The sequence below is a fragment of the Marivibrio sp. genome (assembly GCF_040218065.1).
Lineage (GTDB): Bacteria > Pseudomonadota > Alphaproteobacteria > UBA8366 > Aestuariispiraceae > Marivibrio.
On the sequence record NZ_JAVJQE010000007.1, the window covers coordinates 1 to 19,440 of the forward strand.

Here is a 19,440-nt window from a genome sequence, read left to right on the forward strand (position 1 = left end):
GAACGACACAGAAGACGGTCACGCCTGCGACCAACCGACGGCCTCTCAATCCCTCGAAAGACCCGATCAGACCCAGGACCCGACGAACGACGCCGCCGTCCGCATATCCCTTCCGATCATCCACAATGTCCGATAAAGCGGCCGGACGTTTACCTCTGGAGCGACGGACGATCAAGCCCTTATTCCATCGGTTTTTTCCGACCCCGACCCGCGAGCCCCGGGGGGGGGCGCCGCGTCCCGGCGAGGGCGGCTTATAGGGGAGCGGCCCGGGGGGTGTCAAACCCTTTCATGACGTTTTTTTTGCGCCGCGCCGCAAACCGACGACCGCCGGCTTAAGGCTTTGGCTTCGCGCGGTGAATCTGTTAAGGAGAAGCGGTTGGGAGGACAGGCGGCGCGGTTTTCGGGCGCACCGCTCATCCGACGGGAGTCGCGCGGGATCCGGCATGGCGCGTCGCTGCGCGACGTGCGAGCGCCGGGCGCCGGGCGCCTGGACGGCCCTGCAGGGGCGCCCGCACAGGGGCGCCCGCACAGGGGGGCGGGGTCGCCCGACGGTGCGGAAAACGTCCGGAGTCCGGCTGCAGGCCCGTCGGCCGCCGCCGTCCCGCTTCCCGCATGAGGTAAACTGGTCCGCCTATAGAGAGACGGAGAGATGCGTGACGCCTTACGATTCTGACGACCGGCCGCGCGCCGCCGCGCGCCGCCCCTTCAAACTGGGCGGCGCCGCCTTGGCCGGGACGCTGGCGCTGGCCGCCGGTCTGTATTTCGCATGGCCGGGCGGCGGCCCCGACCTGCTGCCGCAGCCAGGCGGCGACGCCGCCTTCGCCGAACCGGTCGAGCACCCCGCCCCGCCGGATCGCCCGCAGCTGGCCGCCGCGGCCCCGACCCCGCTTGAGGCGCAGTCCGACGCCGCCGCCAATGAGGCGTTGCTGGACGACCCGTTCGAGATGACGCTGACCGTCGAGCCCGGCGACACGCTGATGGCGATGCTGACCGACGCCGGCCTGGATCGTGGCGAAGCGCATCGCGCCATCCAGGCGTTGGCCGAAGTGTACAGCCCGCGCAAGCTGAAGCCGGGGCATGAGTTCTCAATCACCCTGCGCCCCGGCGCGGGCGAGCGTCCGGCCGCGCTGGAACGGCTGCTGTTCGAGCCCGACCTGACGCAAACCATCCAGGTGGTGCGCGCGGCGCCGGTCGGCCAAGAGGCCGCCGTATTCACCGCCGAAGCGGCCGACCGACCGGTCACCGTCCGCCGGGCCCGCGCCCACGGCGCGATCGACAGCTCGCTCTATCAGGCGGCCGTCGACGCCGGCGTGCCGCTGCCGGCGCTCGGCGAAATGATTAACGTCTTCGCCTTCGACCTCGACTTCCAGCGTGAGATTCAGCCGGGCGACCGGTTCTCGCTGATGTTCGAGGAAAAGCGCGACGAGGAGGACCGGCTGGTCGAAAGCGGCGCGGTGCTGCTGGCGGAGATGACGGTCGGCGGCAAGCAGCGCCGCTACTACCGCTTCGAGGACGCCGACGGTTTCGTCGACTACTACGACGCCGACGGCCGGTCCGTCCGCAAGGCGCTGCTGCGCACGCCGGTCGACGGCGCGCGGATCTCGTCCCGCTTCGGCAAGCGCAAGCATCCGATCCTGGGCTACACCCGGATGCACAAGGGCATGGACTTCGCCGCCCCGACCGGCACGCCGATCTACGCCGCCGGCGACGGCGTGGTCGAGGTGGCGGGCTGGAACGGCGGGTTCGGCAAATACGTCCGGATCCGCCACAACGGCACCTTCAAGACCGCCTACGCCCACATGTCGCGAATCGACAGCCGGGTGAAACCGGGCCAACGGGTGCGCCAGCGTCAGATCATCGGCTATGTCGGCACCACCGGCCGCTCCACCGGACCGCACCTGCACTATGAGGTGCATCAGAACGGCCGCCAGGTGAACCCGCAGGGGGTGAAGCTGCCGACCGGAAAGGTGCTGGCCGGCGCGGACAAGACCCGCTTCCAAAGCGCCATGCGCGAGCTGGAGGTTCAGTTCGCCGAGGCCGCCGACCTGAGCAAGACCCAAACGGCCGACGCGCGCTGAGCCGCCGGCCGGACGCCGCGATCGAAAAGGGCGCGCCCCGCCGGCGCGCCCTTTTTCTTTCCGGCGCCCGTCACCGTCAGGTCGGCGCGCACAGTCGGCGGATCTCCGCCGCCGCCATCTCCTTGTAGGCGGCGATGAGCGCGTCCGCCTCCGCGTCCGGCAGCGAGAGGGCGAGGCGCATGGCCGATTCGCCGCTTTGCATGAGGATCAGCGCGTGGCGCGCCAGCCGCGCGCGCTCGCCCGTCGGCGCGACGCGCGCCAACGCATCGGCCAGCAGCGCGCCCGTCTCGCGCACGTCGGCCACCTCCAGCGCCCCCAGGGCCGGGTCGGCCAGCACGCCGGCGCGGACTTGCGCCATCGCCGGATCCTGGCGGAACATCGCAAGATAGATGTCGACGAGACCCGAAAAGGCCTCGATCAACCCGTCCTCGGTGCGGACAGGCGCGAGCCCCTCCGCGATGCACCGGCGGCCGGCTTCGAAGTAGCGTTCCGCCAGCCCGTGGATCAGGGCGCTTTTGTCCGGGAAGTACTGATAGAGCGACCCGATCGAGACGCCGGCGCGCTCGGCGACCGCGCTCATCCGCAAGGCGTCCGCGCCGTCCCGGGCGATCAGGTCGGCGGCGCAATCCAGCATGCGGCCGACCCGCTCGCGGCTCCGCTTCTGGCTCGGCCGACGCCGTAACGCCCCTGCCGCTTCGCCGGCCGCCGCTTTCCGCCCCATCTAAACCTCGTATGTGAGAAATGCTCATTTTTTGTTGACGGCTACAATATGAGGCTTTATCAGATTTTTCAAACATGAGCTTACCTCACATTAAAGAAGGACTTCGAACCATGACGCAGATAGACGAGCGGCCGGTGCTTGTGACCGGCGGGACAGGCAAGACCGGGCGCCGCGTCGCGGCCCGCCTGGCCGCGCGCGGGGTCGCCGTCCGCGTCGCGGCGCGCAGCGCCGAGCCCGGATTCGAATGGGCCGACCCGGACAGCTGGCGGCCCTGGCTGACCGGCGCGCGGGCGGTCTATATCGCCTATGCGCCTGATCTGGCCGCCGACGGCGCGCCCGAGATCGTCTCGGCCTTCGCCGCCGCCGCCCGCAAAGCCGGGGTCGAGCGTCTGGCGCTGCTGTCCGGCCGGGGCGAGCCGGAGGCGCAACGGGCCGAAGCCCTTCTCGCCGACGGCTGCGTGGGCGCGGCCGACTGGACGGTCTTGCGGGCCGGCTGGTTCGTGCAGAACTTTTCCGAAAGCTTCCTGCTGCCGGGCGTGCAGGCGGGCGAGATCGGCCTGCCGGTCGATCCCGACTCGGCCGTGGGCGAGCCTTTCATCGACGTCGAAGACATTGCCGACGCCGCCGTCGCCGCGCTGTGCGAGACCGGACACGCCGGCCGGATCTATGAGATGACGGGCCCGCGCCTTCTGACCCTGAAAGAGATGATCGCGGAGACGGCGCGCGCCGCCGGCCGACCGATCCGCCTCACCGCGATCGACCCCGACGCTTACCGCGCGGCCTTGACGGCCCAAGGCGTCCCGGCCGAGACGATCGAGCTGGTGATCTACCTGTTCGGGACGATCCTGGACGGGCGCAACGCCCGCGTCTGCGACGGGGTTCGGCAGGCGCTGGGCCGCCCCGCCCGCGACGTCTCGCTGTACCTCGAAGAGACCGCGGCGAGCGGCCTGTGGCGGAGGGCGGCGTGATGGGCGGCGCGTTCGAAATCGCGGCTCCGGCGCTCTCGGCGCTCGCCGCGCTGGGGGCCGCCGCGGTCGGCGGCCTGTTCTTCGGCTTCTCCAACTTCATCATGGCGGCGTTGGCCCGCAGGCCCGCCGGCGAGGGAATGGCGGCGATGCAGGCGATCAACGTCACCGTCCTGAACCCGGCGCTGTTCGCACTGCTGTTCGGGCCGGCCGTGCTGGCGGCGGCCGCGGCCGCGCTGGCGCCGTCGACGGCGGCGCTCGCCGCCGTCGCGGTCTATGCGCTCGGCTGCATCGGCGTAACGGGGACGCGCAATGTGCCGCTGAACGAGAAATTGCGCCGCGCCGACCCGCAGGAGCCCGGGGCGGAGGCGCTGTGGCGGGACTATCTGCGCCGCTGGACGCGCTGGAACCATCTGCGCGCGGCCGCCTGTTTCGCGTCGGCCGGCCTGGCGCTTGCGGCGTGAGGCGGCCTCACAACGGCCAGACCCAGAGGATCATAGGCGTGCCCACCGTGACGATCAGCGCCTCCAGCGGCAGGCCGACGCGCCAATAGTCCTTGAAGCGATAGCCGCCGGGACCCATCACAAGCGCGTTGTTCTGATGGCCGATCGGGGTCAGAAAAGCGCAGGACGCGCCGAGCGCGACGGCCATCAGAAAGGGATCGGCGGCCGCGCCCAGATCGCGGGCGATCGTCACCGCGATCGGGGCCATGACGACGGCGGTGGCGGCGTTGTTCAGCACGTCCGAAAGCGTCATGGTCACGATCAGCAACATCGCCACCAGCACCCAACCCGGCAACCCGCCGGTCACGTCGATCAGTCCGCCTGCGATCAGCTCCGTCGCGCCGGTCGTCTCCATCGCGCGCCCGACCGGGATGAGCGCGCCGAGCAGCACGATCACGGGCCACTCCACGCCCTGATAGAGTTCGCGGGCGCTCAGAACGCCGGTCAACACGACGCCGATCACGGCGATCGCAAAACATACGGTGATCGGGGCGAGTCCGATCGCGGCCGCGGCGACGGCGGCCGCGAAGAGCCCCAGCGCCCAGTACCCTTTGGAGCGGCGCCCGATGGCGAGCGCGCGCTCCGCCAACGGCAGACAGCCGAGCCGCGCGATGACGTCCGGCAGGTCGCGCTGCAACCCCTGGAGCAGCAGCACGTCGCCGGCGCGCAGGCGAAAATTCCGCAGGCGGCCGCGATGCGGGCGTCCTTGACGCGATACGCCGAGCAGCGTCACCCCATAGCGCGGCCCGAAGCGCATCTGCTCCACCGTCCGACCCTCGACGCGCGCGCCGGGGCTGACGACGGCCTCCGCGATGCCGGCGTCGTCGCTGCGCAGGTCCTTGGCCGCCTCGCCCGGGCCGCCGGCGACTTCCAAATCCAGCTTGTCGACGAAGCGATCGATCTCCTCGGCGGAGCCTTCGATGGTCAGCACGTCGACCGCCTGGAGCGGCTCCTGGCGCGGCAGGACCGGATAGCGCCGCCCGCGGCGGATCAGGGCCACCACCTGGACGTCGATATCCTTAGTCTGCTCCTCGATCTCGGCGACCGTGCGGCCGTAGGCGGCGCTCTCCTTGGGCACGCGCACCTCCGAGAGATAGCTTTCGATCTCGAAGACGTCCGAACCGCCGCCGGGCGCCTCCTGGCCTTGCGGCACCAGGCGCCAGCCGATCAAGATGAGGTACAGAAGCCCCGCCAGCATCACAACGCCGCCGACCGGCAGGAAATCGAACATCCGGAAGCCTTCGCCCAGCGAATCCCGCCGGAACCCGCTGACCAGAATGTTGGGCGGCGTGCCGATCAACGTCGTCAGGCCGCCCAGGATCGAGGCGAAGGCGAGCGGCATCAGGATCGGCTTGACGGGCGCGCCGCTCTTGCGCGCGGACTGCAGCGCGACCGGCATCAAAAGGGCCAGCGCGCCGACATTGTTCATGAAGCCCGACAGGACCGCCGCCGCGCCGGACAGGCTGGCGACATGGCGCGTCGGCGTTCCGGCCCCAAGCTGCACCAGCCGCGCAAGCCCGTCGATCGCGCCCGAGACCGAAAGCGCCCGCGATAGGATCAACACCAACGCCACCGTGACGGTGGCCGGATGACCGAAGCCTTGGAACGCCTCCCGGCCGGGCACGAGGCCGAGGAGAACCGCCGCCATAAGGCCGGTCATCGCCACCAGATCGTAGCGCAACCGTCCCCAGGCGAAGAGGCTGAGAAGCACCGCCAGCAGCGTCAGGATCAGCGCCTGGTCGGTCGTCACCGCTCGCCCTCCCGCGGTCTCGCCATCGCGGTCTAGCCGCCCTCGGGAGCCGGATCGCCGTCAAGCGACGGCAGCGTGCGATAAAGCGCGTCGACGCAGGCCCGGCCGATCAGCCTGCAGCGCGCCGGCGACCAGCCGTAGCGCAAATCGGGCGCATCGGCGTTGTCCTTGAACGGCATCTCCAGCGTCATGGCCAGCGCGCCGAACCGCTCGGTGATCTGCTTCGTCGAGGTCGACAGGGTCTTGGCCGAACCGCGCGCCGCCTTCGGATAGCCGTGTTCGGTCTGGAAATCGGGATTGGCGCGGGCGAGTTCCGCCTGGAATTGAGCGAGCAGACCTTCAAGGCGATCGTCGAAGGCCGGCGCGCTCTCCCCGCCGGCGATGAAGACGTAGGGCAGACCTTCGTCGCCGTGCACGTCGAGGCAGACGTCGACGCCCGTGGCGTCCATCTTGGCGAGCGTGTGATAGACCTCCGGGCTGCGCTCCAGGCTCGGCTTGTCCCATTCCCGGTTGAGGTTCGCGCCGAGCGCGTTGGTGCGCAGATGCCCGCGCCGCGAGCCGTCCGGGTTCATGTTGGGCACGATGTAGACGACGGCGCGCTCGAGCAGCGCGCGGCTGACCGGATCGTCCGGGTCCAGCAGCCGGGCGAGGAAGCCCTCCATCCACCATTCCGCCTGGCTTTCCCCCGGATGCTGGCGCGCGATCGCCCACAGCGCCTTCTTGCCGGACCCTTTCCGATCCGGATCGGGGTCGCCGATCGTCAGCAGATCCAGATCCTCGCCGTCGAGCGTCTTGCCCAGCACTTCATGCCGGCAGCGCGGCTTGGTCTGACAGGCGGCGATCAGATCGTGATGGCGCTCGCGGCTGTAGGGCGCGAAATAGGCGAGCCAGACCAGATCCGCCTCGACCGGATCGAGGCGAATGGTCAGGCGACCGTCCGCATAGTGCGTCTCGGCGCGCGTCCACGTCTCCCGGTCGTAGGACAGGCAGGCGCGATATGCCTCCCATCCCTTGAGGTAGGAGGCCTCGCCCGCATTCTCGATCACCAGTTCGATCGACCGGCCGGTCGCGCCGGCGACGCGGAAATAGAACCATTGGAAGAAGCCGTCCTCGCCCGGATCGGGTTTGATGGCGAGACGGGCGCGATCGCCTTCAATCGCGCGCACTGCGATGTTGCCGGCGTCGAAGGCGTCGGAGATCTGCATGGGGCGGCTTGGTCCTCGGTCTGGTTGAACGGATTTTCGGGCGCGTCGCGCATGAGGCGAAGCGTCCTCAGACGGTACCCGGCGGACCGCCCGGCCTCAAGCGTCGCCGAATGCGACCGCGCCGCCGACAAATTCCCTATTGCCGCTCCCGCGCAATGGGCATATGGGCGCAGAGAGACACTATGGGCGGCCGAGCCCGCCCCACCAGCGAGGACGGACATGATTTCTGCGGTCGGATCCGCCTGGGCGCTTTTCTTCGGTCTGGCCTTCATCATGATCGGCAACGGGCTGCAGGGCGCGTTGCTCGGCGTGCGGGCGGAGTTGGAAGGTTTCGACGGCGTGATGACGGGCGTCATCATGACCGGCTACTTCGTGGGCTTTCTCGTCGGCAGCCGCGTTGTGCCCTACATCATCCTGCGCGTCGGTCATGTGCGGTGCTTCGCGGCGCTGGCCTCGCTCACCTCGATCACGATCCTGATCCACCCGACCTTCGTCGACCCGTGGGTGTGGACGGCGATGCGGCTGCTGACCGGTTTGGGCTACGCCGGCCTCTACATCGTCGCCGAAAGCTGGCTCAACGACCGGGCCACGAACGAGACCCGCGGCCAGTTGCTCGCCGCCTACATGATCACCATGCTGGGCGGCGCGGCGGCCGGATCGCTGCTGCTTGGCGCGGCGGAGCCGTCCAGCTTCGTCCCCTTCATCCTGATCTCCGTGCTGATGTCGTTTGCGGTGATCCCGATCCTGTTGTCGGCGGCGCCGACGCCCGCGGTCGATCAGCCCGAAGCGATGTCGCTGCTGCGGCTTTACCGGGCCTCGCCGCTGGGGGTGGTCGGCGCGTTTCTGGTGGGGACGACGCAAAGCCTATTCTTCGGCATGGGCGCGGTCTACGCGACGCGCGCCGGCTTTTCGGTGGCCGAGACGTCGATTTTCATGATGGGCGCCTTCGTCGGCGGCATCATCCTGACCTGGCCGATCGGACGCCTGTCGGACATCTTCGATCGGCGTCTCGTGTTGACGGTTACGACCTTTTGCGCCGCCTTGGCGGCCATAGCGGGCGCGTTGCTGACCGCTCGACTGGATTGGATGCTGTTCGTCGCGATGGGGTTCTTCGGCGGCTTCAACCAACCGCTCTATTCCTTGTGCATCGCGCACACGAACGATTTCCTGACGCCCAAACAGATGGTGCGCGCCTCCGGCACGCTGGTGATGCTCACCGGCCTCGGATCGCTCGGGGGACCGCTGATCGCGGCCCAATCGATGGAGACGATAGGGCCCTGGGGGTATTTCTGGGCGTTGGCGGTCCTGCAAACGGCGCTCGGCCTGTTCGCGCTCTACCGGATCAGCCGCCGCCCCGCCCGGCCGTTGGACGAGCAAGGCGTCTACGTCGCCGTGCCGACTACGCCGACGCCGGTCACCGCCTCGCTCAACCCGGAGATCGACTGGCCGGAGACCGACGGCGCACAGCTCACCCCCGACGACCTGCCCGAGCCCGAGCCGGCGCCTGACGAAGGCGAGGCCGTGGCGATCGACGCCGACGACGAGGACGACCGCCCGGGCGAGCCGTTGAAGGCCTGATCGGCGTGCGGCGCAATCTTTCCCCGCCCGAGCGCGCATGCTAGGCGATCGGGCATGAGCGATGACGCGCCCCTGTTCGATCCGGATGCCGCCCGCGCCCGACTGGAGGCGCGGCGCGCGGAACTGCGCGCGTTGGGCGAGGTCAGCGCGGAAAGCCGCCGCCCCGTGACGCTGGATCAGCAGAGCGTCGGCCGGCTGTCCCGCATGGACGCGATGCAGGGCCAAGAAATGGCGCTGGCCCAGAATCGGCGGCGGGAGGCGGAGCTCCTGCGCATCGAGCAGGCGCTGGCCCGCCTCGCGGCCGGCGATTACGGCTACTGCGTCGTCTGCGACGAGCCGATCGCGGCGAAACGGCTTGCGCACGACCCGTCGATCCCGACCTGCGTCGACTGCGCCTCCGGCGCCGGCTCGTGAAGCGGCCGCGCGGACCCGCTTGATGGCCGACCTCGCCCGCGCCGCCAAAGGCTTCCTGCGCGCCGATCCCCGACTGCTTGTCTTCGGGGTCGTGACCGCCTTCGCAAGCAGCTTCGGTCAAACCTATTTCATCGCGCTGTCGGGCGGGGAGATTCGCGCGGCCTTCGATCTCTCGCACGGCTCCTACGGCGCGGTCTATTCGGCGGCGACCCTGGCGAGCGCCGCCGCGCTGGTCTGGACCGGCAAGCTGATCGACCGGATCGATCTGCGGGTCTGGACGGCTGCGATCGTCTCCGGCCTCGCCGTCGCCTGCGCGCTGATGAGCGTGGTGCAGAGCGTCGCGCTTCTCGCGATCACGATCTTCATGCTTCGCCATTTCGGCCAGGGGCTCCTGAGCCACACCAGCGCGACCAGCCTGGCGCGCTATTTCGCCGAAGGGCGCGGGCGGGCTGTCGGCCTCGCCGGCATGGGGTATCCGCTGGGCGAGGCGCTGTTCCCAGCCGCCGCGGTGGCCCTTATGCTCTGGGCCGGCTGGCGGGAGATGTGGCTGATCTGCGCGGGCGTGATGCTGGCGGGCTTCCTGCCGCTGCAGATGGGGCTGCTGCGGGGGCACGGAATCCGCCAGACCCGCTGGCGCGAGCGCATGGCGGCGGAAGAGGATGCGGAGGCGGCTGCGGCCGCCGATCGTCCAAGGGGCGCGCGCGGCCCGAACTGGACCCGGGCGGAGGTGCTGCGCGATCCGCGCTTCTATCTGGTGCTGCCGGCGATTTTGGCGCCCAGCTTCATCATCACCGGGATTTTCTTCCATCAGGTGCATATCGTGGAGGTGAAGGGCTGGTCCCTCGGCCTCTATTCGGCCGCCTTCGTCGCCTACGCGGCCGCGACCGCGCCCGCCGGCATCCTTTACGGCGCGTTGATCGACCGGATCGGGGCGGCCCGCGCCCTGCCCTACTTCCTGCCGGCGATGGTCGCCGCCTGCCTCGTCCTTGCGCTGAGCGACCATTGGCTCGCCATGTGGGTCTTCATGATCTTCGGCGGCGCCAATGCGGGCATGACGCAGACCTTGGGGGCCGCGCTCTGGGCGGAGGTTTACGGGTTGCGCCATCTCGGCGCGATCAAGGCGCTGACGACGGCCCTGATGGTCTTCAGCACGGCGGCCTCGCCGGTCATTCTAGGGGCGTTGATCGACGGGGGGATCGCCGTGCGCACGCTCCTGTTCCTATGCGCCGGCTATGCGGTCCTGGGGGTCGGCCTTTCAATCCTGGGCCGCACCCGGTACGGTGCGCGCGCCTGAACAAAGCCGACAACCATAATCACAGGAGCGAGACATATGCTGGTCTGTTTTCATCTCGTCGATGCGCCGGGTATGACCGACAAGCGCGCCGAGATCCGGCCCGAGCACCTCGAATACCTCAACACCAAGAAGGACGACATCCTGTGCGCCGGCCCGCTGGTCGCCGATGACGGCGAGACCTCGATCGGCAGCATGATGGTGATCGACTTCCCGAGCGTGGAGGCCGCGCGCGCCTGGATCTCGGAAGAGCCCTTCACCAAGGCGGGCGTTTACGACATGCAGAAAATCACGCTCTGGAAGAGCGTCTTTGCGCCCGGCGCCAACGTCGCCGGCGCGACCGCCGCCTGACCTGCCTCGGCCGGCGAGAGAAGGAGCGCGGACGATGGCGCGGAACTACTGGCTGATGAAGTCAGAGCCGGGCACCTGGTCGTGGGACGATCAGCTCGCCAAGGGGGCCGAGGGCGAAGGCTGGGACGGCGTGCGCAACTATCAGGCCTCCAACAACATGAAGGCCATGAAGATCGGCGACCGCGCTTTCTTCTACCATTCGGTCAACGAGAAGCGGATCGTCGGGATCGTCGAGGTGATTGAGGAGTATCACCCCGATCCCACCGACGCGTCCGGCCGCTTCGGCATGGTGACCGTCCAGGCGGTCGAGCCGATGCCCGAACCCGTGAGTCTCGCCCAGATCAAGGCCCAGCCGGATCTGGCGGAGTTGCCGTTGATCAAGCAATCCCGGCTCTCGGTGATGCCGATTCCCGAGAGCGCCTGGGAAGAGATCTGCCGGATGGGCGGGTTGACCTAAGCGGGCCGGAAGCGGGCCGTCCGGGAATTTCCAGGCCCCTCAGTCCGCCGCCGTCGCCTCGGCGCTTTCTTCGACCCTGCGGTTCAGCGCCACGATCTTTTTCTGCATCTCGGTTGCGACCAGCCGCTCGATCGCGCTTTGGATCGGCGGGTGCTTGCGCATCAGCACGCGCAGTTGCAGCGCGTCGATGCAAAAGCAGCGCGATGCGCGCGTCAGCGTCGCGCTGGCGGTCGCCGGCTCGCCCGTCACGCTGGTGATCTCGCCGATCAGCGAGTCGGCCCTCACCGTCCCGACCGTGCGTCCGTCGGCGACGACCGCCGCCTCGCCGTCGGCGATGTAGACCAACCGCTCCACCGGCATGCCCTCGTGGGTCAACTCCGCTCCCGCCTCCAGATCGCACCACATCCCGGAATCGAGAAACCGACGCGCCAGATGAGTCGGGACGTTGGGCATCTTGTGTTGCAGAAAAATCCGCTCCTCGTCGGAGAACCGAACGCGTCGGCTCAGGAAGAAGATGCGCGCGATGCCGATGGCGCTGATCACGATCCAGCAGGTCTGGATCACGGCCGAGGCCATGTTGAAGCTCTGCGCCAAACTCACCAGAACGAAGCCGGCGGCGAACAGGTTCAGCGCCGGGTAGGTGTAGCTCTGCCCCCGGATGACGCCGAACTGCAGCGCCGCGTAAGAGGCCAAATACAGCCCGACCCCGACGGCGCCGGCGATCTCGGCCAGCAACGTCTCGTTGCCGGCGATCCAGTCTTCCATCTCCGCCCCTCCCAGGACGTCCCCGCGCGGGAACCGCCGTCCCGCATCCGCCTGGCGGGACGCTACCATACCCTTTGGTCCCGCGCCCAGCGTCAGTATGCGCGCAGCGTCCTCGGCCGCGCGGCTTGTCCCGCCGGGCGAGACGGGGCACGGTTTTTTCTGGACGAGCGGCGCGCGAGGGGGCGATGCGGGAAGGGCGCGAGATAGAGATCGTCGGCTGTCACGCCGAAGGAGAGGTGGGCGACGTCATTATAGGCGGCGTCGCGCCGCCGCCGGGCGCGACGATCGCCGAGCAGGCCCGTTTCATAGCCGAGGACGGCGGGCTGCGCGCCTTCGTATTGAACGAGCCGCGCGGCGGCGTTTTCCGGCACGTCAATCTGCTGGTCCCCGCGGTCGATCCGCGCGCCGACTTCGGCTGGATCATCATGGAGCCGGCCGACACCCCTCCGATGTCCGGGTCGAACAGCATTTGCGTCGCCACCGTCGCGGTCGAGACGGGTCTGGCGCCGATGACGGAGCCGGAGACGATCGTTCGCCTGGAGCCGCCGGCCGGCCTGATCGAAGCCCGCGTCGCCTGCCGAAACGGAAAGGCCGAGCGCGTAACGGTCCGCAACGTCCCCAGCTTCGCGACCCGCCTCGACGCGCCGTTGGAGGTCGCCGGTCGGGGAACCTTGTCGGTCGACGTCGCCTACGGCGGAGACAGCTTCGTGATCGTCGACGCGGCCGCGCTGGGCGCGGCGATCGAGCCGTCGGAGGCCCGGGCGCTCGCCGAACTCGGCGTCGCGATCACGGCTGCGGCGAACGAGCAGCTGGGCTTCCACCACCCGGCGGGGACGGGCTGGGACCATATTTCCTTCTGTCAGTTCGCCGCGCCGGTGGAGACGATCGACGGGGTCAAGACCGGCCGTAACGCGGTCGCCATCCGGCCCGGCAAGATCGACCGGTCGCCGACCGGCACGGGCTGTTCGGCGCGCATGGCCGCGCTGCACGCCCGCGGGCTGTTGCGGGTCGGAGAGCCGTTCGCCGGCCTGTCGATCTTGGGGTCGCGCTTCGATTGCCGCATCATCGAGACGGCGCAGCTCGCCGGAACGCCCGCGATCGTCCCGGAAATCTCGGGCCGGGCTTGGATCACCGGCAGAAGCCGTTTGAGCCTGGATCCGGACGATCCCTGGCCGGGCGGCTACCGATTGTCCGACACCTGGCCGGACCTGCTCTAGATCTGGAGCGGCCGTCGCGCGCGACGAATCATGTGACAAACGGATGACGAAAAGGTTACACGGATGGCGCTGCGTCCGCAGGCCCGGGCGCGCGCGTGGGAGACTTGATTGGTTCTGTTTTCGAAAACGGCGCACCAGGTCGCCGTCCTGCCCTACATCGACACGCCGGCGGGCGTGCAGGCGCTGCTGATAACCTCGCGCCGGCGGGGACGCTGGGTGCTGCCGAAAGGATGGCCGCAGGCCGGCGGGGGGCTGTCCGAGGCCGCGGCGCGCGAAGCGGTCGAAGAGGCGGGGTTGAGCGGCGCGACGGCCCCGCGGCCGGTCGGGGCCTATCGCTACGCCAAGCGCATGAAAGGCGGCTATCGTCTGACCTGCACGGTCAGCGTCTACCCGCTGCGGGTGCGCGAGCATTTGTTGTCCTTCGACGAGAAGGGGGAGCGCCGCCAGCGCTGGATGTCGCTTCCCGAGGCGGCGCGCCTCGCCGACGATCGCGGCTTGCGCCGCCTGCTGGAGCGGCTGGGCGCGCTGCCGGCGAGCGCGCTTTTGCTTCTGTTGGAGGATCCCCCCGCCGCCGCCCCGGCGCCGCCGCAGGCCGATCGGTCGCTGTTGCGCGCGCTGGCGGAATTGATCGGCTTCGCCGGGTCTTCCGACACGACCGGTCGGCGCTGAGGAGCGAGCCCCGATGAGCGATCCCGCGCCGCCGAAAGGCACCCTCGACCGCGACCTTGAGAAGCTGACCCACCGCGAGGCCGCGGCCCGCAGCGTGACCGGCCGTCTGGCGCCGGCGGCGTTGGCGGGGCTGTTTCTGGCGGCCGCCGGGGCGGCGGCGTTCGGCTTCGCCTCCGGCGACGATACGCTGGCGATCACCTTGGTCGCCGCCGTGCTCGGCGGCTACATGGCGATCAACATCGGCGCCAACGACGTCGCCAACAATGTCGGTCCGGCCGTGGGCGGACGCGCGATGACGCTGGTGACGGCGCTCGTCATCGCGGCCGTCTTCGAAAGCGCGGGCGCGCTGCTCGCCGGCGGCGACGTCGTGCAGACGATATCGAAAGGCATCATCGACCCCGCGCTGATGCCCGACCCAGGCCTGTTCGTATGGGCCATGACGGCGGCGTTGGCGGCGTCGGCGCTTTGGGTCAATCTCGCGACAATGTTGGGCGCCCCCGTCTCGACGACGCATGCGGTGGTCGGCGGGGTGATGGGATCGGGCGTTGCGGCGGCGGGCTTCGCGCTCGTCAACTGGCCGACGATGGGCGCGATCGCAGCCAGCTGGGTGATTTCGCCGGCGCTCGGCGGCGTGATCGCGGCCGCTTTCCTGGCGGTCATCAAGCTGAAGCTGATCTATGTCGAGGACAAGATCGCCGCCGCCCGGCGTTGGATCCCGCTGCTGGTCGCGATCATGGCCGGCGCCTTCGCCTGCTATCTCGCGATCAAGGGGCTGAAGCGGATCTGGCGGCCTGACCTGGCGACGATCGGGCTGATGACGGGAGGCGCCTTCGCCCTGACGCTGGCGATCATGCGCCCGGTCATCCGCCGGCAGTCGGCGGGCATGGAGAACGCCAACCGATCGTTGCGACGGCTCTTCCGCATCCCGCTAATCTGTGCGGCGGCCCTCTTGTGCTTCGCGCATGGGGCGAACGACGTCGCCAACGCGATCGGGCCCCTCGCGGCGATTCTGAATGCGGCTGAAGAGGGCGCCGTCTCCACGGTCGTCGCCGCGCCCCTGTGGGTGATGGCCATCGGCGCGTTCGGGATCAGTCTGGGCCTTTTCCTCTACGGCCCGAAGCTGATCGGCATGGTCGGGACCAAGATCACAAAGATGAATCCCATGCGCGCCTACTGCGTGGCGTTGTCGGCGGCGATCACGGTGATCGTCGCCTCGTGGCTGGGCCTGCCGGTAAGCTCCACCCATATCGCGGTCGGGGCGGTCTTCGGCGTCGGCTTCTTCCGCGAGGCCTTCGCCCGGCGCAGCAAGCGCCGACAGGCGATGGTCCGCCGCGGCGCGCCGGAGGCGCCGGCCTCGCCGATCGAACGGCGGCGGCGCCTGCTGGTCCGGCGCGCGCACTTCCTGACGATCGTTGCGGCCTGGGTCGTGACGGTTCCGGCGGCGGCGGGATTTTCGGCGGCTCTGTTCTTCATCTTGACGGCGCTCTTCGTGTGACCGCCTGCTCGGCTGGCGACGCAACCGGCGGCGACGTTGTTCGTCCGACAGGGCGCGCTATGCTGCCTATCCAGGCGGAGAGCCGAAGAAAACAGGAGGACGACCCCATGCTGGAGACCACCCTCGCCGGATCCTTGCCGAAACCCGCCTGGCTCGCCGAGCCGGAGACGCTTTGGGCGCCCTGGGCGCTGAGTTCGCCCGAGCGGCTGGCGGAGGCGAAACGCGACGCGACCCGCCTCGCCATCCTGGATCAGGAGGCCGCCGGCCTCGACATCGTCAGCGACGGCGAGCAGTCGCGCCACCATTTCGTTCACGGTTTTCTGGAGGGGATCGAGGGGATCGATCGGGAGAACAAGCGCCGCATCGGGATTCGCGACGAGCGCTACGAGGCTGACTGCCCGGTCGTGGTCGGCCCGTTGACGCGCCCCAAATCGGTGCACGCCGAGGAGGTCGCGTTCGCGCGATCCTGCACCGCGCGCACGCTGAAGTTCACCCTGCCCGGCCCGATGACGATCGTCGACACGCTGGCCGACGACCATTACGGCGACCGCGAGAGCATGGCGATGGCCTTCGCGGAGATCCTGAATCAGGAGGCGAAGGACCTTGTCGCCGTCGGGGCGGACGTCATCCAGTTCGACGAACCCGCGTTCAACGCCTACACCCGTCTCGTGCCCGGCTGGGGGGTGGAGGCGCTGAACCGCGCCGTCCAAGGCTTGTCGGCCAAGAAGACGGCCGTGCACATCTGCTACGGTTACGGCATTCAGCAGAACAACGACTGGAAGAAGACGCTCGGCAAGGTGTGGGCGCAGTATCGCGAGATCCTGCCGGCGCTGGTTGAGAGCAAGGTCGACCAGATCTCGCTGGAATTCGCCGGCAGTCGGGTGCCCCTCGACGTCCTGGAACTGGTCGGCGAGCGCAAGGACGTCCTGGTCGGCGCCATCGACGTCGCCAGCGAGGCGATCGAAACCCCAGAGCAAGTGGCGACCGTGATCGACGGCGCGCTGAAGCACATGCCTGCGGAGCGGATCTTCCCCTGCACCAACTGCGGCATGGCGCCGATGAAGCGGACCGTCGCCTACAAGAAGCTGGCGGCGCTCGCCGCCGGCGCCGAGCTGGTGCGCAATCGGCTTTGACGGCGCGGGGTTTAACCGTTCGCGTCGACCGCCCATGTCTTCCCCTATGACGGATCGATTCGCCCCCGACGCGCCCCTCGAACGCGCCGCCGCGCCGGACGGCGTGCGGCTCTATGCGATCGGCGACGTGCACGGCTGCCGCCAGCCGCTGCGCCGTCTGCTGGCCGAGATCGCGCGCGACGTCGACGCCGCGCCGGCGGCGCAGGAGGTGCGGATCGTCTTCATCGGCGACTATATCGACCGCGGCCCCGATTCGGCCGGGGTGGTGGACGACGTGCTCGCTCTGACTCGCGACGGGCTGCCCGGCGGGCGGGCGGTTCGGGTGGTGACCCTCAAAGGCAACCATGAGGACTATCTGCTCCGCTTCCTTGAGGGCGATGAGCAAGCCGGCTTGGGCTGGATGATCAACGGCGGGGCCGAGACGCTGGCGAGCTACGACGTCGAGGCGCCGTCGGCGCGTCTCGGCGCTCAGGCGGTCGGCGAAGCCGCCGCCGCCTTCGCCCGCGCCCTGCCGGCCGCGCACCGCGCGTTCTATGAAGGCTTGGCGCTTTGCCACGAGGCGGGCGGCTACTTCTTCGCCCACGCCGGCGTGCGTCCCGCGCGCCCGCTCGACGCGCAGGATCCCCAGGATCTCATCTGGATTCGCGAACCGTTCCTGTCCGACGAGCGGGACTTCGGGCGCGTCGTCGTGCACGGCCACACCCCGCGCGAGCGCATCGAAGAGCGCGCCAACCGCATCGACATCGACACGGGCGCGGTCTATGGCGGCGATTTGACCGCCGCCTGCTTCTGGGGTACCGAGCGGCGCTATCTGCAGGTAAGCTCCTAAAGTCCGAGGCACGGCGGCGCTCGCCTGTCCCGCCCGGCGCATTGGTGAGGAACGGATCCGGCCATGACGGGCTCGGACATCGCGGCGGCGATCGATCGACTGGGCGACGCGACGGTGGTCTGCGTCGGCGACCTGATGCTCGACCGCTTCGTCGAAGGGTCGGTGCGACGCATCTCGCCCGAAGCCCCTATCCCGGTGTTGAGCGTCGCGCGGCGGCGTACGGATCTGGGCGGAGCGGGCAATGTCGCGCGCAACCTCGCGGCGCTGGGCGCGAAGACGCGGCTGTTCGCCGCCGTCGGCGCCGACGACGCCGCGCAGGAGGTGCGCCGCGCGCTCGACTCGCTGTCGGGGCTGACGGCGCAGCTGAGCGTCGCAAGCGATCGGCCCACCACGGTCAAGACCCGCTTCATGGCCGGCGGTCAGCAATTGTTGCGCACGGATGAGGAAGAGATCGGCCCGCTGGACGCCGAGGCCCGCACAGCCCTGATCGAGGCGGCGACGGCGGCGCTGCAGGGGGCGGGCGCGCTGGCGCTTTCCGATTACGGCAAGGGCGTCCTGTGCGACGAGACCATCGCCGCTCTGATCGAGGCGGCGCGCGCCGCCGGGGCGCCGGTGATTTGCGATCCCAAGGGCCGCGACTATTCGCGGTATCGCGGGGCGCAGTGGCTGACGCCCAACCGATCCGAATTGGCGCTGGCAAGCGGCGCGCCCACCCACGACGCCGATGCGGTTGAAGCCGCCTGTCGCCGCATCGTCGAGACCGCCGGCGTCGAGGGCGTGCTCGCCACCCGATCCGAACAGGGTATGACGCTCTTCGGCCCGGACGGGACGTTGCATCTCCCGACTCGCGCGCGCGAGGTGTTCGACGTAGCGGGCGCGGGCGACACGGTGGTGGCCGCCTTCGCCGCCGGCCTCGCGGCGGGCGTTCCCGCCGCGGAGGCCGCTCAGCTCGCCAACCAGGCGGCGGGCGTCGTCGTCGGCAAGGTCGGCACTGCAACGGCCTATCCAGCCGAGCTTCTATCCGCAGCCCATGAGGACGCGTGGCTCGGCGGCGAAGCCAAGGTCGTCCCGGCCGCGGCCGCGGCGGACCGGGTCGCCGGCTGGCGGCGGCGCGGCAAACGCGTCGGCTTCACCAACGGGTGCTTCGACCTGCTGCACCCGGGGCATCTGTCGCTGATCCGTCAGGCCCGGGCGGCCTGCGACCGGCTGGTGGTCGGCCTTAACAGCGACGAGTCCGTACGCCGTCTCAAGGGTCCGGATCGACCGGTGCAGTCGGAGGCGGCGCGCGCCGCCGTGCTGGCTTCCCTCGCCGCCGTCGATCTGGTGGTGGTGTTCGGCGAGGACACGCCGCTGGCGCTGATCGAAACCCTGAAACCAGACGTGCTGGTCAAGGGCGCGGACTACGCCCGCGATCAGGTGGTCGGCGCCGCCCAGGTCGAGAGCTGGGGCGGCCGCGTGGTGCTGGCCGAACTGCTCGACGGGCACTCGACGACCGGGACCCTGAAGCGCCTGGGCGGCGGCTGACCTCTCACCCGCCGGGATCCGCCATCCGCATCAGTCGCTCCGCCGCCTGGCGCGCGTAGCGCAGCGTCAGCGCCTTGCGTCGGCTGGCGTTCATCGATCCCTCCGCCGCGGGCCGTTCGATCGAGGCGCCGTAGGCGTCGGCGACGATCAGGCCGACCGCGTCCGGCAGGATCTCCACCGGGAAGTCGACCGGCACGGCGAAATAGAAGCGGTCGCAAAAGGGCAGATACTCGATCCATTTCGAGTCCGCGCGATAATCCTCGATGGAGGATTTGACCTCCACGATCGTCACCCCGCCAGCCTTGTCCAACGCCATCACGTCGGCGCGCCGACCGGTCTTCAGGGTCACCTCCAGCAGACAAGCCGAGCCCATCTCGCGCAACAGGCGCACGGCGCCGCGCGTCACCGCGCCGGTCGCCGCCGGGCGGCCTTCGAACAGCGGCCCGTCGGATGAACGCTCCGCCGGATCTTCATCGCCAAACGCCGTCATCGAGT

Annotated in this window: 19 protein-coding genes; 14 read left to right on the forward strand and 5 right to left on the reverse strand. The window is 69.5% G+C overall.

Going from position 1 to position 19,440, the window contains the following annotated elements; genetic code table 11:
- Positions 1–653: 653 nt before the first annotated feature.
- Positions 654–2,078, forward strand: coding sequence for a M23 family metallopeptidase (locus tag RIB45_RS05125; protein WP_350049158.1), 1,425 nt, complete (start codon positions 654–656; stop codon positions 2,076–2,078).
- Positions 2,079–2,154: 76 nt separating this feature from the next.
- Here the strand turns inward: RIB45_RS05125 and RIB45_RS05130 are convergent, their stop codons facing one another.
- Positions 2,155–2,799 (reverse strand): TetR family transcriptional regulator, encoded by a 645-nt coding sequence (locus RIB45_RS05130; RefSeq protein WP_350049159.1) that lies wholly within the window; start codon positions 2,797–2,799, stop codon positions 2,155–2,157.
- A 110-nt stretch (positions 2,800–2,909) separates the two neighbouring features.
- Between RIB45_RS05130 and RIB45_RS05135 the strand changes: the two genes are divergently transcribed.
- On the forward strand, positions 2,910–3,767 hold the full coding sequence (locus RIB45_RS05135) for an NAD(P)H-binding protein (protein WP_350049160.1): 858 nt from the start codon (positions 2,910–2,912) through the stop codon (positions 3,765–3,767).
- Entirely contained in the window at positions 3,749–4,228 is a 480-nt protein-coding gene (locus RIB45_RS05140) for an anthrone oxygenase family protein (RefSeq protein WP_350049161.1), read from the forward strand. The genes RIB45_RS05135 and RIB45_RS05140 overlap by 19 nt, the downstream gene beginning before the upstream one ends.
- A 7-nt stretch (positions 4,229–4,235) precedes the next feature.
- Here RIB45_RS05140 and RIB45_RS05145 read toward each other — a convergent pair whose 3' ends face one another.
- Positions 4,236–6,017, reverse strand: coding sequence for an SLC13 family permease (locus RIB45_RS05145; protein WP_350049162.1), 1,782 nt, complete (start codon positions 6,015–6,017; stop codon positions 4,236–4,238).
- Between the two features lie 32 nt (positions 6,018–6,049).
- Positions 6,050–7,222, reverse strand: coding sequence for a M14 family metallopeptidase (locus tag RIB45_RS05150; RefSeq protein WP_350049163.1), 1,173 nt, complete (start codon positions 7,220–7,222; stop codon positions 6,050–6,052).
- Between the two features lie 219 nt (positions 7,223–7,441).
- Here RIB45_RS05150 and RIB45_RS05155 point away from each other — a divergent pair, with 219 nt between their 5' ends.
- The 5 genes from RIB45_RS05155 to RIB45_RS05175 are packed head-to-tail and all read left to right on the forward strand — an operon-like array spanning position 7,442 to position 11,313.
- Positions 7,442–8,800 (forward strand): MFS transporter, encoded by a 1,359-nt coding sequence (locus tag RIB45_RS05155; RefSeq protein ID WP_350049164.1) that lies wholly within the window; start codon positions 7,442–7,444, stop codon positions 8,798–8,800.
- A 54-nt stretch (positions 8,801–8,854) separates the two neighbouring features.
- Positions 8,855–9,214, forward strand: coding sequence for a TraR/DksA family transcriptional regulator (locus tag RIB45_RS05160; protein WP_350049165.1), 360 nt, complete (start codon positions 8,855–8,857; stop codon positions 9,212–9,214).
- Between the two features lie 22 nt (positions 9,215–9,236).
- Positions 9,237–10,508 carry an MFS transporter gene (locus RIB45_RS05165; RefSeq protein ID WP_350049166.1) on the forward strand — a complete coding sequence of 424 codons (1,272 nt, stop codon included), beginning with the start codon at positions 9,237–9,239 and terminating at the stop codon, positions 10,506–10,508.
- A 36-nt stretch (positions 10,509–10,544) separates the two neighbouring features.
- Positions 10,545–10,856 (forward strand): YciI family protein, encoded by a 312-nt coding sequence (locus tag RIB45_RS05170; RefSeq protein ID WP_350049167.1) that lies wholly within the window; start codon positions 10,545–10,547, stop codon positions 10,854–10,856.
- Positions 10,857–10,890: 34 nt separating this feature from the next.
- The gene (locus tag RIB45_RS05175) at positions 10,891–11,313 is read left to right on the forward strand and encodes an EVE domain-containing protein (RefSeq protein ID WP_350049168.1); all 423 of its coding nucleotides are present in this window, start codon (positions 10,891–10,893) and stop codon (positions 11,311–11,313) included.
- A gap of 39 nt (positions 11,314–11,352) precedes the next feature.
- On the opposite strand, the gene RIB45_RS05180 is transcribed toward RIB45_RS05175, so the two are convergent.
- Entirely contained in the window at positions 11,353–12,078 is a 726-nt protein-coding gene (locus RIB45_RS05180; RefSeq protein ID WP_350049169.1) for a Crp/Fnr family transcriptional regulator, read from the reverse strand.
- Positions 12,079–12,263: 185 nt separating this feature from the next.
- Here RIB45_RS05180 and RIB45_RS05185 point away from each other — a divergent pair, with 185 nt between their 5' ends.
- From RIB45_RS05185 to rfaE1, 6 genes are all read left to right on the forward strand, one after another.
- Positions 12,264–13,295 (forward strand): trans-3-hydroxy-L-proline dehydratase, encoded by a 1,032-nt coding sequence (locus RIB45_RS05185; RefSeq protein WP_350049170.1) that lies wholly within the window; start codon positions 12,264–12,266, stop codon positions 13,293–13,295.
- Between the two features lie 108 nt (positions 13,296–13,403).
- The gene (locus RIB45_RS05190) at positions 13,404–13,964 is read left to right on the forward strand and encodes an NUDIX hydrolase (protein ID WP_350049171.1); all 561 of its coding nucleotides are present in this window, start codon (positions 13,404–13,406) and stop codon (positions 13,962–13,964) included.
- 13 nt (positions 13,965–13,977) lie between these two features.
- The gene (locus RIB45_RS05195) at positions 13,978–15,459 is read left to right on the forward strand and encodes an inorganic phosphate transporter (RefSeq protein ID WP_350049172.1); all 1,482 of its coding nucleotides are present in this window, start codon (positions 13,978–13,980) and stop codon (positions 15,457–15,459) included.
- A gap of 107 nt (positions 15,460–15,566) precedes the next feature.
- Entirely contained in the window at positions 15,567–16,592 is a 1,026-nt protein-coding gene (locus RIB45_RS05200; protein ID WP_350049173.1) for a methionine synthase, read from the forward strand.
- 46 nt (positions 16,593–16,638) lie between these two features.
- Positions 16,639–17,421: a metallophosphoesterase family protein gene (locus RIB45_RS05205; protein ID WP_350049174.1), complete on the forward strand. Its 783-nt coding sequence runs from the start codon at positions 16,639–16,641 to the stop codon at positions 17,419–17,421.
- Positions 17,422–17,484: 63 nt separating this feature from the next.
- Positions 17,485–18,945, forward strand: coding sequence for a D-glycero-beta-D-manno-heptose-7-phosphate kinase (rfaE1, locus tag RIB45_RS05210; protein ID WP_350049175.1), 1,461 nt, complete (start codon positions 17,485–17,487; stop codon positions 18,943–18,945).
- Positions 18,946–18,949: 4 nt separating this feature from the next.
- Here the strand turns inward: rfaE1 and RIB45_RS05215 are convergent, their stop codons facing one another.
- The gene (locus RIB45_RS05215) at positions 18,950–19,435 is read right to left on the reverse strand and encodes an MmcB family DNA repair protein (protein ID WP_350049176.1); all 486 of its coding nucleotides are present in this window, start codon (positions 19,433–19,435) and stop codon (positions 18,950–18,952) included.
- Positions 19,436–19,440: the final 5 nt, after the last annotated feature.

What these genes read in the sequence shown, in the direction of transcription:
- RIB45_RS05130 (WP_350049159.1), bottom strand. Translation starts at nt 2,799, where the DNA reads ATGGGGCGGAAAGCGGCGGCCGGCGAAGCGGCAGGGGCGTTACGGCGT.
- RIB45_RS05135 (WP_350049160.1), top strand. Translation starts at nt 2,910, where the DNA reads ATGACGCAGATAGACGAGCGGCCGGTGCTTGTGACCGGCGGGACAGGC.
- RIB45_RS05150 (WP_350049163.1), bottom strand. Translation starts at nt 7,222, where the DNA reads ATGCAGATCTCCGACGCCTTCGACGCCGGCAACATCGCAGTGCGCGCG.
- RIB45_RS05155 (WP_350049164.1), top strand. Translation starts at nt 7,442, where the DNA reads ATGATTTCTGCGGTCGGATCCGCCTGGGCGCTTTTCTTCGGTCTGGCC.
- RIB45_RS05160 (WP_350049165.1), top strand. Translation starts at nt 8,855, where the DNA reads ATGAGCGATGACGCGCCCCTGTTCGATCCGGATGCCGCCCGCGCCCGA.
- RIB45_RS05165 (WP_350049166.1), top strand. Translation starts at nt 9,237, where the DNA reads ATGGCCGACCTCGCCCGCGCCGCCAAAGGCTTCCTGCGCGCCGATCCC.
- RIB45_RS05170 (WP_350049167.1), top strand. Translation starts at nt 10,545, where the DNA reads ATGCTGGTCTGTTTTCATCTCGTCGATGCGCCGGGTATGACCGACAAG.
- RIB45_RS05175 (WP_350049168.1), top strand. Translation starts at nt 10,891, where the DNA reads ATGGCGCGGAACTACTGGCTGATGAAGTCAGAGCCGGGCACCTGGTCG.
- RIB45_RS05180 (WP_350049169.1), bottom strand. Translation starts at nt 12,078, where the DNA reads ATGGAAGACTGGATCGCCGGCAACGAGACGTTGCTGGCCGAGATCGCC.
- RIB45_RS05185 (WP_350049170.1), top strand. Translation starts at nt 12,264, where the DNA reads ATGCGGGAAGGGCGCGAGATAGAGATCGTCGGCTGTCACGCCGAAGGA.
- RIB45_RS05195 (WP_350049172.1), top strand. Translation starts at nt 13,978, where the DNA reads ATGAGCGATCCCGCGCCGCCGAAAGGCACCCTCGACCGCGACCTTGAG.
- RIB45_RS05200 (WP_350049173.1), top strand. Translation starts at nt 15,567, where the DNA reads ATGCTGGAGACCACCCTCGCCGGATCCTTGCCGAAACCCGCCTGGCTC.
- RIB45_RS05205 (WP_350049174.1), top strand. Translation starts at nt 16,639, where the DNA reads ATGACGGATCGATTCGCCCCCGACGCGCCCCTCGAACGCGCCGCCGCG.
- rfaE1 (WP_350049175.1), top strand. Translation starts at nt 17,485, where the DNA reads ATGACGGGCTCGGACATCGCGGCGGCGATCGATCGACTGGGCGACGCG.
- RIB45_RS05215 (WP_350049176.1), bottom strand. Translation starts at nt 19,435, where the DNA reads ATGACGGCGTTTGGCGATGAAGATCCGGCGGAGCGTTCATCCGACGGG.